We start from the raw sequence: 15,208 nt of genomic DNA, 5'->3' as shown, positions 1-15,208 counted from the left end.
CCTCCCTCTTCTTGTGTATGTAAAGAACGCAACAAACCTTCACATATAGGTTGAATGCTATCAGCAAGACTGCGCGCAGCTCACCATGCCAACCGGAGCACGCTAGGCGCTAGTGGCCAAAAACAGACATTATTGCGGGCCATCAAATGCGACATGAATGCACCCCTGCTTGCATGTCGGCCTGCACGCCTGGCTTAGGATGCGTGGCTTGCGGCCATGCTGGCAACCGTGTGCAGCCGTCTCCTACCGACCTTCTGGGGCACGCATTTTTATAATGCGGCACTCCTCAGCACTCCCTGCGACATGCCGTCTTCAGACTCCCGAGAACCCCAGGCTGCAAAGCCTCGCTCCGCCCCATCCAAGCCCATGCACTGGTTTCCCAAGGCCTTGCTATGGCTGGCGGGCATCGCCGTCGCCGGCGCGCTGGCCTTGATGCTGACCGTGGCCGTGGCCCTGGCCATGGCCTATCCCAACCTGCCCGACGTGTCCGAGCTGGCCGACTACCGGCCCAAGCTGCCGCTGCGCGTGTACTCCAGCGAAGGCGCCCTGCTGGGTGAATTCGGCGAGGAGCGGCGCACGCTGACTCCCATCCAGGACATCCCCAAGGTGATGACCGACGCCGTGCTGGCCATTGAAGACACGCGCTTTTTCGAGCATGGCGGCGTGGACTACAAGGGAATGGCCCGCGCCGCGCTGGCCAATCTGGGCCGCGTGAAAAGCCAGGGCGCATCGACTATCACCATGCAGGTGGCGCGCAACGTCTATCTGTCTTCCGAGAAAACCTTTACACGCAAAATTTACGAAGTCTTACTGACTTTTAAGCTAGAGCATCTGTTGAGCAAAAACCAGATTCTCGAGATCTACATGAACCAGATTTATCTGGGAAATCGGGCCTATGGCTTTGCTGCTGCCTGTGAAGCCTATTTCGGCAAGCCACTGAAGGACATCACGGTGGCCGAGGCGGCCATGCTGGCAGGCCTGCCCAAGGCACCATCGGCCTACAACCCGATCAGCAACCCCAAGCGCGCCCGCTCGCGCCAGCTCTACATCATCGAGCGCATGGAGGAAAACGGCTTCATCACCTCCGCCCAGGCCACTGAAGCCAAGGCCGAGCCGCTGAAGATCCGCACGGGCTCCTTCAACACCCGCGTGCATGCCGAATACGTGGCCGAGATGGCACGCCAGCTGATCTTTGCCCAGTACGGCAACGAAGCCTATACGCGCGGCCTGAACGTCTACACCACCATCAATGCCGGCGAACAGGAAGCCGCCTACGCCTCGCTGCGCCGGGGCATCATGGACTACGAGCGCCGCCAGAAGTACCGCGGCCCCGAGAAGTTCGTGGCCCTGCCGGCCGACGCCGAGGACCGTGAAGACGCCATCGACGACACTCTGGCCAACCACCCCGACAACGGTGATGTGCTCGCCGCCGTGGTGCTGGATGCCAATCCGCGCAAGATCCTGGCGGCACGCGCCGACGGCGAACAGATCGAGATCACGGGTGAAGGCCTCAAGCCCGCCGAATCGGGCCTGAACCCCAAGGCACCGCCCAACATCAAGATCCGTCCCGGCGCCGTGATCCGCGTGGTCAAGACGCCCAAGAACACCTGGGAAATCACGCAGCTGCCCGAAGTGGAAGGCGCCTTCGTGGCCCTGGTCCCCCAGACAGGCGCCTTGCGCGCCCTGATCGGCGGCTTCGACTTCCAGAAGAACAAGTTCAACCACGTGACCCAGGCCTGGCGCCAGCCCGGCTCGGCCTTCAAGCCCTTCATCTACTCTGCGGCACTGGAAAAAGGCTTTTCGCCTTCCACCATGATCAATGACGCGCCGCTGTTCTTCAGCGCCGGCGTGACAGGTGGCCAGCCATGGGAGCCCAAGAACTACGACAGCCGCTACGACGGGCCGATGACCATGCGCACGGGCTTGAACAAGTCCAAGAACATGATCTCCATCCGCCTGCTCCAGGCCGTGGGACCCAAGCAGGGCCAGGAGTGGGTCACGCGCTTCGGCTTTGACGCCGCCAAGCATCCGGCTTACCTGACCATGGCGCTGGGTGCCGGAGCGGTCACGCCGCTGCAGTTGGCTGCCGGCTACTCCGTGTTCGCCAATGGCGGCCACCGCGTCAACCCCTGGCTGATTGCCCGTGTCACCGATCACAAGGGCCGCATCCTGTCCGAATTCACACCGCCCCCGGTGCAGGAACTGCCCCAGGCCATCGACGCGCGCAACGCCTTCATCATGGACAGCCTGCTGCAGGACGTGGCGCGCGTGGGCACGGCAGCGCGCGCGCAGTCCACGCTCAAGCGCCCCGACCTGTACGGCAAGACGGGCACGACCAACGATTCGGTGGATGCCTGGTTCGCAGGCTTCCAGCCCACGCTGGCCGCCGTGTCCTGGATCGGCTACGACACGCCGCGCAACCTGGGCAGCCGCGAGACGGGCGGCGGCCTGAGCCTGCCCATCTGGATCGGCTTCATGCAGCATGCCCTCAAGGGCGTGCCCGTGGCAGAGATGCCTGTGCCCCCTGGCGTCGTGAACATGGGCGGCGAGTGGTACTACGAGGAAAACGCGCGCAACGGCGGCGTCAGCAGCCTGGGCATGGACAGCGCTTCCACGGGCGGCGCTGCAGGCGCCACGCCCCCGCCCGCCACCGAGGAGCGCAACCGCATCCTCGACCTCTTCCGCAACTGACCGCCACACAAGCGGTTGACCACGCAAGAAAGCCCGGCCATGCCGGGCTTTCTTCATGGAGCCTGCCGATAACGGCGGATCAGCGTGCCGAGAACTGCAGCGCCAGGCCCGACTGCTCGGTGGCGTAGCGGCTCAGGTTGGCGAAGAACTCGCCCGCGCCCTTGGTATCGAGCCAGGCGCCCTGCGCCGCGTCGTAGCGGTAGTGAAAGCCACCGGCCTTGGCCGCCAGCCAGATCTCGTGCAGCGGTTTTTGCTGGTTGATCACGATCTGGCTGCGGTTGGCAAAGACCAGGGTCACCATGCCACCCACGCGCTGGGCATCGAGGTCGGCATCGGTTTCATCGTTGATGCGATCGCAGTCCTGCTCAACGGCCAGCAGCAGTCGTTCGGCAAGGTCCAGAAATTCTTGGTCGGTCATTACAATTCGCTTATGTTGAAAGCCTCGCAAATTCTAGTCAGGTGCATTGCCCTTGGCGCCTGTGCGGCGTCCCTGGCCGCCTGCGGCCAGAAAGGCCCGCTGTTTCTGCCCAGTTCGCCGGCGGCCAGCCACCGCGCCACACTGCCGCAGACCCTGGGCATTTCCAGCCCGGCCGAGCGTGCAACGCCCGCGCCTGCACCCACCACCTTGCCCGCTGGCCCGTCAAGTGCCGCCGTCGAGGAAAGCTCGACACCCACCGGCACCACGGACTCCCGCAAGCAGCAGGCCGACTGAGTCGGCAGCCGCGCCGCGGCTTGATGCACATCAACACCGCGGCCAGGCATGGCGCTTAGAGTGACTTTCTCTTGTCCCTCGACAACCCGCCATGCCCGTAGAGCTCTACCGAGACAAAAACCACGCCTGCCTGATGTTCACCGACCTCATCGAGGAAGATGGACAGGCCATACAGGCCAATCAGTTCCTCATCGTCGATGACGACACGGGCGCCATCATCGACCCGGGCGGCAATCTCGCATTCAACGAGCTGTTCATGGGCATGTCGCGGCATTTCGCGCCGCACAAGCTGTCCTATCTGATCGCTTCCCACGCCGATCCCGACATCATTGCCTCGCTGGACCGCTGGATGACCAGCACCAAGGCACAGCTGGTGATCTCGCGCATCTGGGAGCGCTTCGCGCCCCACTTCACCAAGGTCGGCAAGACTGAAAACCGCGTGATCGGCGTGCCGGACGCCGGTGGCCGACTGCCGCTGGGCCGCCATGAACTGCACCTGCTGCCCGCTCACTTCCTGCATGCCGAAGGCAACTTCCACTTCTACGACCCGGTCAGCCGCATCCTCTTCACGGGCGACCTCGGAGTGTCCCTGATGAACGGCATCGAGGCGCAGGTGCCCGTGACCGACCTCGTGCCGCACATCGCGCGCATGGAAGGTTTTCACCGCCGATACATGGTCTCCAACAAGATCCTGCGGCTGTGGGTGCAGATGGCGCGCCAGCTGCCCATCGACATGATCGTGCCCCAGCACGGCGCGCCCATCATGGGCGCCAAGGCGATTGCCGACCTGTTCAACTGGCTGGAAGGCCTGCAGTGCGGCATTGATCTGTTCGACCAGCGCAACTACCAGCTGCCCATGGCGGACATCGACCCCGTGACCCGCCAGCTGCGCCCTGCCCTGCGCGCCGTGGCCGGCTAGCTCCTGGCGCGCCGGCGGCGCAGTGCATGGACCACGCGCCAGGCCAGCAGCAGCGCAAGAATGGCGGCGTACACCGCAACTTCGGCAAAGTTGTTCTTGCCTGCGCGCATCCAGAAGAAATGCAACAGGGCCAGCGGCGCGACCGCATAGATACAGCGGTGCAGCCATTGCCAGCGCCTGCCGCCCATGGCGCGCATGACACGGTGCGGTGAAGTCACCGCCAGAGCGGTCAGCAAGAGCAGCGCCGCAAAGCCCACCAGGATGAATGGGCGCTTCGGGATGTCGAGCACGATCTCGCCCCAATCCAGCCCCATGTCGAACCATGCATAGCACAGCAGGTGCAGCAGCGCGTAGAAGAACACATACAGACCCAGCATGCGCCTGAAGCGCGCCAGTGCCGTCAGTCCCAGCGCCTGGCGCAGCGGTGTCACGGCCAGGACCACGCACAGAAAGCGCAAGGTCCAGTCGCCGGTGGAGCGCAGCAAGGCCTCGGCCGGATTGGCGCCAAGCGTGTTCAGAATGGCTCCAGCCAGAAGCCACGCAAACGGCAGCAGGCACACAAGAAACACCAGCGGCTTGGCCGTCCGGTGCAGCAAAAGACGCTGCACCACCGTCATTGCATGGGCCACATCAATAGAACTTCTTGAGGTCCATGCCCGCGTAGAGCTGGCCCACCTGGGCTTCGTAGCCGTTGAACAGCTGCGTCTTGCGCTTCTTGGCGAACAGGCCGTCTTCGCCAATGCGCCGCTCCGTGGCCTGGCTCCAGCGCGGGTGCGGCACGTCGGGGTTCACATTGGAATAAAAGCCGTACTCGTTGCGCGCCGCCTTGTTCCAGGCCGTGCCCGGCTCCTTGTCGGTCAGGCGGATGGCGACGATGCTCTTGGCGCTCTTGAAGCCGTACTTCCACGGCACGACCAGCCGCACGGGCGCGCCATTCTGGTTGGGCAGCACCTCGCCATACATGCCAAAGGCCAGCAGCGTCAGCGGGTGCATGGCTTCATCAAGGCGCAGCCCCTCGGTGTAAGGCCAGTCCAGCACGCCGCTGCGCAGGCCCGGCATCTGCGCCTTGTCGGCCAGGGTCACGAATTCCACGTATTTGGCACTGCCCAGCGGCTGCACCTTGCGCAGCAGCTCGGCCAGGGAATAGCCCACCCAGGGAATCACCATGGACCAGCCCTCCACGCAGCGCAGCCGGTAGATGCGTTCTTCCTGTGGAGCGAGCTTGAGCAGCGCATCCAGGTCCAGCGTCTGCGGCTGCTGGACCAGGCCCTCGATCTTCACCGTCCAGGGGCTGGTCTTGAGCGTGTGGGCGTTCTTGGCGGGATCGTCCTTGTCCAGCCCGAATTCGTAGAAGTTGTTGTACTGGGACACATCGGCATAGGCCGTGACACGGTCCATGGTGTTTGCGCCCACTACCTGGGAAGGCAAGGAGGCCAGCGCCGCCAGCTTGCCGGGGCGCTGCACGCCCGCCGCCCAGCCGGGCAAGGCCGCGCCCGCCGAGCCTGCGGCCAGGTACTGCAGCCAGGCACGGCGCTTGAGGTAGCCTGCCCGGGGCGTGATCTCGCTGCCTTGCGGGTGTTGGAAGCCGTTGTCGTGGGAGCGGATCAGCATGGGAATCTCCTGGTGTGCCGGCGGGCACGGGGCGCTATTGCTGGCGATATGGCGATTGGGAGCCTCGCAGGCGCGTGCAAGTTCCCTGCGGCACCAATGCGATGGTGCACGAAAAAGCGGCATGCGCCTGAACGCATGCCGCTGCCCTTATCTTGCCACTGTCACTGCCACTGCCGTGGCTCAAAGCTCGCCGTAGCTGTGCAGCCCCGACAGGAACATGTTCACCCCTAGGAAGGCGAAGGTGGTGATGGCCAGTCCACCCAGCGCCCACCAGGCGGACACCGTGCCGCGCAGGCCCTTGACCAGGCGCATGTGCAGCCAGGCCGCGTAGTTGAGCCAGACGATCAGCGCCCAGGTTTCCTTGGGGTCCCAGCTCCAGTAGCCGCCCCAGGCCTCGGCCGCCCACAGCGCGCCCAGCACGGTGGCGATGGTGAAGAAGGCAAAGCCCACGGCGATGGACTTGTACATCACATCGTCCAGCAGCTCGAAGCTGGGCAGGCGCTCGGCGATGCGCTTGCGCGCCAGCAGGATGCCGGCCACGATCAGCGCCGAGATGCCGAAGTAGACCATCCAGTAGCTGCCGCCGTTCTGGGTCGCGCCCTGGCGGAAGACGATGGGCTCGAAGCACAGCACCACACCCAGCATCCACAGCGGCGCGAGCTTGTACCAGCGGGTCTCTGTCGCCTGCTGCTTGATCAGGTAGGCAAAGGAGACCATGGCTGCCAGCGCAAAGGTGCCATAGCCGATGAAGTTGGCCGGCACGTGCAGCTTCATCCACCAGCTCTTGAGCGCCGGCACCAGCGGCTGGATCTCGTGCGCCTCGCGCACCAGCGTGTACCACAGCAAAAAGCCCACGGCCGCGCTGACCACCAGCATCACGAAGCCGCCCAGGGCGCGCGTGTCGTAGTGCTGTTCGTAATAGAGATAGAAAAGCGCCGTCATCCAGCAGAACATGACGAACACTTCATAGAGATTGCTGACCGGGATGTGGCCCACATCGGGGCCGATCAGATAGCTCTCGTACCAGCGCACCATGGTGCCCACCAGCGCCAGCGTCACGGCCAGCCAGGCCAGGCGCGAGCCCAGCAGCGACAGCGCCGTGCCCTCGCCCCGCGCAAACATACCGATCCAGTAGAAGACGGTGCTCATGAAGAACACCATGCTCATCCAGAGGATGGCCGACTGGCTGGACAGGAAGTACTTGAGGCCGAACACCGTGTCCGAGCGCGCCAGTTGCGCCCCTTCAGGCCCCTGGTAGAGCCCGATGGCCAGCAGCGACAGCCCGGCCACCACCAGCATCAGCCCGCGCAGCGGGCGCCAGAACCAGCCCAGCCAGATGGCCGAGGGAATGGTGCCGACCAGGATGCACTTTTCGTAGACATCCATGTACTCGCCATAGCGCTGCAGCGCATACAGCAGTCCCGCCGCCACCAGGGCCGCGAACACCCAGTCGAACCAGTTGCGGCGGGCGAAGAAGCCCTCGTTGAGCGTCAAAGTCGTCGTGGTGGCGGTGTTCATGCGGAACCTCCGGGGGATTTCTTGTGGATGGGCTCGGCACCTATCAGCTTGCCGGCCAGCATGGCGAATTCTCTATCACCATCGAGTGTCTTGCGATTGGTGGACAAGGCCATTTCGGCATGGCTTTCCCCATCGCGGGGCGTGAGCCAGATCCAGAGGCGGCGGTCGCGCACGTACAGCATGCAGAACACGCCGATGATCAGGAACAGGCAGCCCAGATACACCACGTTCTTGCCCGGGGCGCGCGCCACCTGGAAGACGCTGGCCTGCACCTGCTTGAAGTCCTGCAGCATGAAGACCATGGGCATGGGGTAGAACTGCGCATCGCTGAGCGAGAACACGGCCTGGGTCATGAAGGACTGCGTCTGCTCGCTGGGCTCCAGGGGCGCCTGGCCCGCCTGCGTGCGCACGATCTGGGCCAGCTCGAACAGCACGCCGTTGAGAATGCGCACCAGCACCTCGCCCGCACGTTCGCGCTCGGCCGCAGGCACATTGCTTTCCATGAAGTCCGAGATGGCCTGCAGCCCGCCCAGCGGCTTGCCGTCCGGTCCCTTCTTGTCGGTCTGGCCCGCGAACAATTCCAGCGCCTTGGTGGCCGACTGCGCCAACGCGCCGCTCAGTTCGGAACGCGAGGCGTCGATGGCCTTGGCCACATAGGCCTTGGCAGCCTGCTCGCGCAGCCTGGGGTCCTGCAGCGCGCTGCGCAGGCGCAGGAAGGTGTCCATCTCGCTTTCGGGATCGGCGGGAATGCGCAGGTAGCGCATGGCATCGGCCTGGTTGTCGCGCACGCCCAGCAGGAACACGCGCTGGCCGTCGCCCGTGTCCACGGGCAGCATGTAGTTCTGGAACTCGCGCGCCTGGCCCGAGGCATCGCGCAGCTTGTAGCGGATGCTGGGGCCGATGTTGCGCAGCTCCTTCTTGGTCACGGTCTTGTGGGCCGCGCCCAGGCGCTCGTCGATGGCCTGCTTCAGGTCCACCTTGCGCACATCGGTGCCGCTGCCATTGGCCCCGCCGCCACCGCCGAAGTTCTCCACGTTGATGGTGCGCAGTTCGGCAAACTCCAGCGTCACTGTCTCGTCCTTGCCGTCCGGGAGCTTGCGCACGAACTGGTCCGATCCGCCTATCACGCCCTCGACATCAAAGGGCTTGGCTCCCGCCTCCAGCGGCACGGCGCGCAGCTTAACCGACGAGCCGCCGTCGTCAAAGCTGGACTGGTAGATCTCGATGCCACGGTAGCTGGCCGGGTGGTTGACCTCGATGCGCTTTTCCAGCTTCTCGCCCGTGGCCTTGTCGTGGATGACGACCTCGCTGGCGAACAGCTTGGGCATGCCCGTGGAGTAGTACTCCACGATGAATTTCTTGAGCTCCACCGCAAAGGGCAGCTCCTGCAGCAGCACGCCGTCGGACTGCGACAGGATGGCCGTGCCTGCCGTGCCGCCCTCGGTCACCAGCAGGTTGCCTCGGAAGGTGGGGTTGCGCTCGCTCAGCCGGTGCTGCTCGGACACCTCGGAGATCAGGCCACCGCCGGTATAAGGTGTTTTGCCTCCCAGCCACATCTGCGCGCGCACGATGAGGTCGCCATCGAACAGCCCGCCCAGGCAGATCAGCACGATGGCGCTGTGGGCCGCGATATAGCCCAGCTTGTGGGCCGCGCCCGCCTTGGCCGCCAGCATCCACCCCGTGCCGGGACCGGCCGCCGTATCGCGCTGCTGCAGCCGCACCTTCCAGCCCCCCGACACCAGTTGCTGGCCCAGGCGCCTGGCGGCCTCTTCGGTGCTGCCGGGCACCACGTTCTGCGCACGGTGGCCGAAGGCCTTGAGGCTTTGTTCGCGAACGTTTTCCTTGTAGCTGCGCAGATCGGCCAGGTACTTGGGCGCATGGCGGGCCACGCACAGCGAGGTGCTGATCACCAGAAAGGCCAGGATCAGCAGGAACCACCAGGCGCTGTAGACCGCATTGAGCTTGAGCGCGAGGAACAGCTGGGCCCAGAAAGGCCCGAACTGGTTGACGTAGTTGCCCACCGGCTCATGCTGCTTGAGCACGGTGCCGATCACCGAGGCAATGCAGATGACCGTCAGCAGCGAGATCGCGAAGCGCATCGATGCCAGCAGCTCCAGGGTCGCGCGCGCGGCCTGCGGGCGGGAGGGAGCAAGAGCGGCACCGGAAGAGTTGTCTGACATGAAGAACGAAAAGCCAAAACCCGAATGAAAAAAGCGGGACCATCTGCATTCATGCGATGGACCCGCCTGGCTTGGGGTGTCTATAAAGCAATAGGTTCCCGGTGATTACCCTGGGAACCGCGTCGGCCCCGGGATCGCATCAACGCAGGCCAGCGATGTAGTCTGCCACGGCCTTGATTTCGCGATCGTTAAGCTTGGCAGCAACCTGCGTCATCTGAATGCTATTGCCGCGCTTGCCGTCACGGAAGGCCGTGAGCTGGGTCGTTGTGTAGTCGGCATGCTGACCCGCCAGGCGCGGGTACTGGGCTGGAATGCCGGCGCCGTTGGGGCTGTGGCAGCCCGCGCAGGCAGCAATGTTGCGCTCCTGGATGCCGCCGCGGTAGATGCGCTCGCCCATGGCCACCAGATCCTTGTCCTTGGCAAAGCCGTCCTTGGGCTTTTGCGTGTGCAGCCAGGCGGCGATGTTCTTCATGTCAGGCTCGCTGAGCATGCTGGCAAAGCCCTTCATCACGGGGTCCTTGCGCTTGTCGCCCTTGAACTCCAGCAACTGCTTGACCAGGTACTCGGGATGCTGGCCGGCCAGCTTGGGCTGCAGCGGGATGGTGGAATTGCCGTCGGCCGCATGGCATGCCGCGCAGACGGCGGTGTAGCTGGCCTCGCCCTTCGCCAGGTCGGCCTTGGCCGCCTTCGGCTGTGTCGAGGCAGCAGGTGCCTCGCCAGCGGAGAAAGCGGGAAAGGCGGGGGCTGCAGCAAGAATGGCAGCCGTCAGCAAAGAGGCAAGCAACTTCATATCGAGGGCGTGGTTCTGTTGTTGAAAGCGCAAAATTCGGCGGATTCTACAATGGGGTCCCCTGTGATTGATATCGTCAGGAACCCTGGTTTCGCCCCTGCGCACAGAGGAAAACATATTCCTTGATCGTGGTCACAAACTGGCCACGGATTCGGTACTGAACATATGTTTTTCGCAGCCCAGCATATCGATCTGTGCCAGCGCGGCAATAAGGGCTCTACCCATGTGGCGCGCAATACCACACCCGTGCGCGCCAGATTCCGCTTCCCCGTCGCTTCAACCCGCGCCGAAGCGGCTGTCCGCCTGGCGGCGGAACTCCGAGGGCGTCATGCCCTTGATCTCCAGGAAGCGCCTGTTGAAGTTGGCCACGTTGTTGAAGCCCACCTGGTAGCAGATGTCGGCGATGAAGCTGTCGGTCTGCATGAGCAGGTGGCATGCGCTGTTGATGCGTACCCGGCTGACGAAGTCGGTGAAGCTGTTGCCCGTGGCCCGGCGGAAGAAGCGGCTGAAGCGGCTCTCGCTCATGCCCAGCTCGGCCGCCACGTCGGCCAGGCTCAGCGGCTCGCTCACGCGCGCCATGATGCGGTTGACCACCTCGTTGATCTGGTCCACCTGGGCCTCGCCCTGGGCGCCCTGCATCTGCACGGCTGACAGCAGCCGGTAATCGGTGCACTCGGCCAGATCGGACAGCAGCGCGCAAAAGGCCGTGAAGCGGCGCATTCCGCGCGCACTCCTGACCGCATCCCAGTGCGCGCGCGCCGTCTGCGCCAAGCCGAAGAACTCGATGCCATGGCGCGCACGGTCCAGCAGTTGAAGCACCTCGCGCATCTCCGGGATCTGCTCGGCCGCACGGGCGATGGGGTCGTGGTTGAAAAGAATCACGTAGTCGCGTGCAGGCGAGCCCCCATCTGGCGCATCGAACGAGATCCAGTTGTGCGGCAGGCGCGGGCCGCACAGCACGAGGTGGCCGGGCTCGAAGGGTCCTATCCAGTCTCCCACGAAGGCGCGGCCCGAGGTGTCGGTGATGAGGTGCAGCTCGTACTCCTCATGGAAATGCCAGCGCACCAGGGGGCTTGGGAAACCATGTGCCAGGCAGCGCACCAGGCCGCTGCCCTCCATATCCTCATAGCCCAGCGCGGGCGTCCGCACGAAATCGCGCTCCAGTTCAGGGTGACGCTGGCGGGGTGTGCGGCGGCGTGGGCTGGTCATGGCAGCGTGACGGTTTCTGGAGAGGCCATGGGCAAACAGTATCACCAGCGGCGGCTATCCACCGCAATGGGCTGCCAGCGCGGCATCGAGTTCCGCGCGCCGGGGCGGCTGGGCACCGGCGCGCGTGCAGTTGAGCGCTGCGGCCGTTGCGGCAAAGCGCAGCACCTGGCGCCACGCGCTCTCGGGCAGTTCCTGCAACTGGCCCGGCTGCTCGACACCCTGCTCCAGCAGCGCAACCGATAGCGCCGCGCCAAAGGTGTCGCCCGCGCCGATGGTATCCACCAGTTGCACGGCCGGCGGCTGCACCGACAAAGGCACCTGTCCTGCACGCAGCAAGGTCGCGCCGGCCGCTCCGCGCGTGAGCACCACGGCCCGGGGACCCAGCGCCAGCCAGCGCCCGGCGGCCTCCAGCGCCGGAACGCCGGGCGCGATAAAGGCCAGGTCCTCATCGCTGAGCTTGACCAGGTCTGCCTGGGCCAGCCAGCCCAGGCAGTCGCGCCGGAAGGCCTGGGCATCGCGGATCAGCGTGGGCCGCACGTTCGGGTCGAAGACGATGATGCGCCGTCCGCGCTCAGCCGCCACCAGGTCCAGGATGCGCGGCCCGACAGGGGTGTGCAGCAATGCGATGGAGCCGAACTGCAGATAGCGGCATTCGGGCGGCAACTCGGGCAGCTCGGCAGGTGCCCACAGCGTGTCCGCCGTTGCCTGCGTATAGAAGGCATAGCGGTTGGTGCCTTGCGCATGCTCGACAAAGGCCAGCGTGCTGGGCGCATCGCAGCGCTGCACCAGGCGCATGTCCACGCCGTTGCCCTGCAGGTGCGCGAAAAGGCGTTCGCCGAAGAGATCGCGCGACAGTTGCGAGACAAAGCCCGTGGCCTGTCCGAGCCGCGCGGCGGCCACGGCACAGTTGGCGGGCGCGCCTCCTTCATGGCCCTGGAAGGCCAGGCCGCCCGTGGCGGTGAAATCGATCAGGGCTTCGCCCGCGATGGCTATGCGCATGCGTTCTACCTCGCTGCCTGTTGGACAAAAGCATGGACACGGTCTGTGGCACGGCGGACCGCCTCCACCAGATGCGTATGGCCCGCGGCCTCACCCCACAAGGGCACTTCGGCACACAGCGCGGCCACGGGGTCGGTGGCGGCGCAGATGGCGTGTGCCACTGCGGGGTCCATGGCCTGATCCTGGTAGGCATAGGGCAGTGTGTCATGGTGCCAGCGCTGCAGAAAAACCAGGAACAGCGCCGGCAGCATGGCCACGGCATCCATGGACGCGCCCTGCGCGATGCGCTCGCGCACCGTGGGCGCGATGAAGCCCGGGATCTTGGCAAAGCCGTCGGCCGCCACGCGCTGGTTGGTGTCGCGTATCGCAGGGTTGCCGAAGCGTTCCAGCACGGTGTCGCGGTAGGCCGGCAGGTCCAGGGCCGATGCCTTGCCGGGTGTTGCAAGGCAGGGAATCACGTCCTGCGTCACATAGTCCCATGCCATCTGACGTATCGCCGGCACGGCACTGCCTTCGTGGATGAAGCGCAGTCCCGCCAGCGTGCCGGCCCAGGCAATGCAGCTGTGGCTGGCGTTGAGGATGCGGATCTTGGCCTCCTCGTAGGGAGCCACGGAAGACACCATCTCCACGCCCACGCGCTCCCAGGGCGGGCGGCCTGCGACGAAGCGGTCCTCTATCACCCACTGTGAAAAGCTTTCGGCCGTCACGGCGGCCGCATCGTCCCAGCCCGTCGCGGCCTGCACGCGCTCGCGCAGCTCCGGCGGTGGGCGCGGGGTGATGCGGTCGACCATGGCATTCGGGCAGCTGATGTTGTGCCCTGCCCACTCGGCCAGTTCCTGCAGTTGCGCCAGTTGCATGAAGGCCAGCAGGCCGGCCAGCAGGCGATCGCCGTTGTGGCGCAGGTTGTCGCAGCTCAGCAGTGTGACCGGGCCGGCATGTGCACAGCGGCGCAACTGCAGGATGGCGCACAGCACGCCATAGATCGTCTCTCCGACCTGCCCCTGGCGCATGCGGCCGATGTCGGCCGCAAGCTCCGGGCTGCCGGTGTCCAGCACGCCGCTGCCATCGAGGTAGTAGCCAGCCTCGGTCACGGTGAGGGAGATGACACGTGTGCAGGGGCTGGCTCCGCGCGCGATCACAGCAGCCAGCCCGGGCGCATGGGGGATCACTTCGCGCAGGGCCTCGATGCGTTGGTAGCGCACCGATCCGCCAGGCGCAATCGTCTCCAGTGTGTAAGCCCCTCCCTGGCGCGCCAGCGCCTCCAGCGTCTGCGCCATGTCGGAGCGCAGGTTGGCCCCCACCAGCTCCCATTGCGTGTCCCCTGCATCGATCAGCCGCTGTTGGTAAGCGGCCTGGTGCGCACGGTGAAAGGAACCCAGGCCCAGGTGCAGCACCGTGGGGCTGGAAAGATGCGGAACAATCGCGTTCATGGTGACCAGAGGGAGATGAGGAAGAAAGGATGACTGCTCCGGGCAGCCTCTCGGAGCGAAGCGCTCAGGCGCCTGCCAGCGTGCGTCCCTGGCGGTCGAACAGGTGCAGAGCGCAGCCGGTGTCCAGCGCGACGGACACCGCGTCGCCCACGGCCAGTGGCGTGCGCTCGGCCTGGCGCGCGATGAGCTGCGCCCCGCCCACGCTGACATGGATCAGCGTGTCGGCGCCCAAGGCCTCGATCAGGTCCACGCGGCCCATGACCTGTCTCTGTGCAGCGGCATCGGTTGCGACCTGCGCTCTGGCCACGCGCAAGGCCTCGGGGCGTATGCCCAGCGTGCCGTCGGCGGGCAGGCGGCCCTGCGTGGCCCCGGAGAACACGGGCAGTGCCCCGGCGGCGATCAGGTTCATCGACGGCATGCCGATGAACTGCGCAACGAACTGGTTGGCCGGATGGTCGTAGAGCGCCAGGGGTGCACCCACCTGTTCGATGCAGCCATCGCGCAACACCACCACGCGGTCGGCCAGGGTCATGGCCTCGACCTGGTCATGGGTGACATAGATAGTGGTGGCGCCCAGCGCCTTGTGCAGCTTGTGGATTTCCACCCGCGTGTTGCCGCGCAGCGCCGCATCGAGGTTGGACAGCGGCTCGTCGAACAGGAACACCTTGGGCGCACGCACGATGGCCCGGCCTATGGCCACGCGCTGACGCTGGCCGCCCGACAGGTCGCGCGGCTTTCGTTCCAGATAGGGCGTGAGGTTGAGCGTCTCGGCCGCCTGCCCGACCTTTCGGCGTATCTCCTCTTTCGGCACGCCGGCCAGGCGCAGCGCGAAGGACATGTTGTCGTACACGCTCATGTGCGGATACAGCGCATAGCTCTGGAACACCATTGCCAGGTCGCGCTCGCCCGATGGCGCATGCGTGATGTCGCGCCCATCGAGCAGCAGCTGCCCCGAAGTGATGCTCTCCAGCCCGGCGATCAGGCGCAGCAGCGTGGACTTGCCGCAGCCCGAAGGCCCGACGAAGACGATGAATTCGCCGCGCTCGATGGCGAGGTCCACGCCGCGGATGATCTGCGCCTCTCCGAAGCGCTTGCGTATGTCCTGAAGTTGCAGATAGGCCATGGTTTTCCTTGTGCAGCACAAAGCCG

The 15,208-nt window shown here is 65.3% G+C and carries 13 protein-coding genes; 3 read left to right on the top strand and 10 right to left on the bottom strand.

The features are described 5' to 3' along the window. Positions 1-366: 366 nt before the first annotated feature. Positions 367-2,691: a penicillin-binding protein 1A gene (locus tag AC57B5_RS24145; protein WP_013800758.1), complete on the top strand. Its 2,325-nt coding sequence runs from the start codon at positions 367-369 to the stop codon at positions 2,689-2,691. 79 nt (positions 2,692-2,770) lie between these two features. On the opposite strand, the gene cyaY is transcribed toward AC57B5_RS24145, so the two are convergent. Next, entirely contained in the window at positions 2,771-3,109 is a 339-nt protein-coding gene (gene cyaY / locus AC57B5_RS24140) for an iron donor protein CyaY (RefSeq protein WP_012207381.1), read from the bottom strand. A 12-nt stretch (positions 3,110-3,121) separates the two neighbouring features. Here cyaY and lptM point away from each other — a divergent pair, with 12 nt between their 5' ends. Then, positions 3,122-3,403 carry an LPS translocon maturation chaperone LptM gene (gene lptM / locus AC57B5_RS24135; protein WP_080518227.1) on the top strand — a complete coding sequence of 94 codons (282 nt, stop codon included), beginning with the start codon at positions 3,122-3,124 and terminating at the stop codon, positions 3,401-3,403. A gap of 91 nt (positions 3,404-3,494) precedes the next feature. Further along, the gene (locus AC57B5_RS24130) at positions 3,495-4,322 is read left to right on the top strand and encodes an oxygen-binding di-iron domain-containing protein (protein ID WP_012207382.1); all 828 of its coding nucleotides are present in this window, start codon (positions 3,495-3,497) and stop codon (positions 4,320-4,322) included. Here AC57B5_RS24130 and msrQ read toward each other — a convergent pair. The 9 genes from msrQ to AC57B5_RS24085 form a co-directional block, all read right to left on the bottom strand. Next, positions 4,319-4,939 carry a protein-methionine-sulfoxide reductase heme-binding subunit MsrQ gene (gene msrQ / locus AC57B5_RS24125; RefSeq protein WP_496400872.1) on the bottom strand — a complete coding sequence of 207 codons (621 nt, stop codon included), beginning with the start codon at positions 4,937-4,939 and terminating at the stop codon, positions 4,319-4,321. The two genes, AC57B5_RS24130 and msrQ, sit on opposite strands and share 4 nt — an antisense overlap. 13 nt (positions 4,940-4,952) lie before the next feature. After that, positions 4,953-5,933, bottom strand: coding sequence for a protein-methionine-sulfoxide reductase catalytic subunit MsrP (msrP, locus tag AC57B5_RS24120; protein WP_496400498.1), 981 nt, complete (start codon positions 5,931-5,933; stop codon positions 4,953-4,955). Positions 5,934-6,113: 180 nt separating this feature from the next. Next, positions 6,114-7,451 (bottom strand): c-type cytochrome biogenesis protein CcsB, encoded by a 1,338-nt coding sequence (ccsB, locus tag AC57B5_RS24115; protein ID WP_088163782.1) that lies wholly within the window; start codon positions 7,449-7,451, stop codon positions 6,114-6,116. After that, complete coding sequence (locus AC57B5_RS24110) at positions 7,448-9,631, bottom strand: cytochrome c biogenesis protein ResB (protein ID WP_013800755.1); 2,184 nt, start codon at positions 9,629-9,631, stop codon at positions 7,448-7,450. Before AC57B5_RS24110 ends, ccsB begins: the two co-directional genes overlap by 4 nt. 139 nt (positions 9,632-9,770) lie before the next feature. Continuing rightward, positions 9,771-10,421, bottom strand: coding sequence for a c-type cytochrome (locus AC57B5_RS24105; protein ID WP_192368456.1), 651 nt, complete (start codon positions 10,419-10,421; stop codon positions 9,771-9,773). Positions 10,422-10,697: 276 nt separating this feature from the next. Next, positions 10,698-11,630 (bottom strand): AraC family transcriptional regulator, encoded by a 933-nt coding sequence (locus AC57B5_RS24100; RefSeq protein ID WP_016450966.1) that lies wholly within the window; start codon positions 11,628-11,630, stop codon positions 10,698-10,700. 54 nt (positions 11,631-11,684) lie between these two features. After that, positions 11,685-12,629, bottom strand: a complete 945-nt coding sequence (locus tag AC57B5_RS24095) for a carbohydrate kinase family protein (protein WP_454708157.1) — start codon at positions 12,627-12,629, stop codon at positions 11,685-11,687. Between the two features lie 5 nt (positions 12,630-12,634). Then, complete coding sequence (gene dalD, locus AC57B5_RS24090; protein ID WP_454708156.1) at positions 12,635-14,059, bottom strand: D-arabinitol 4-dehydrogenase; 1,425 nt, start codon at positions 14,057-14,059, stop codon at positions 12,635-12,637. A 64-nt stretch (positions 14,060-14,123) separates the two neighbouring features. Continuing rightward, positions 14,124-15,182 carry an ABC transporter ATP-binding protein gene (locus AC57B5_RS24085; protein ID WP_034397011.1) on the bottom strand — a complete coding sequence of 353 codons (1,059 nt, stop codon included), beginning with the start codon at positions 15,180-15,182 and terminating at the stop codon, positions 14,124-14,126. Positions 15,183-15,208: the final 26 nt, after the last annotated feature.

The organism is Delftia sp. BGA-UO-ETr-SB1, from assembly GCF_059567865.1.
This window is presented reverse-complemented; position numbering and strand designations above follow the sequence as displayed.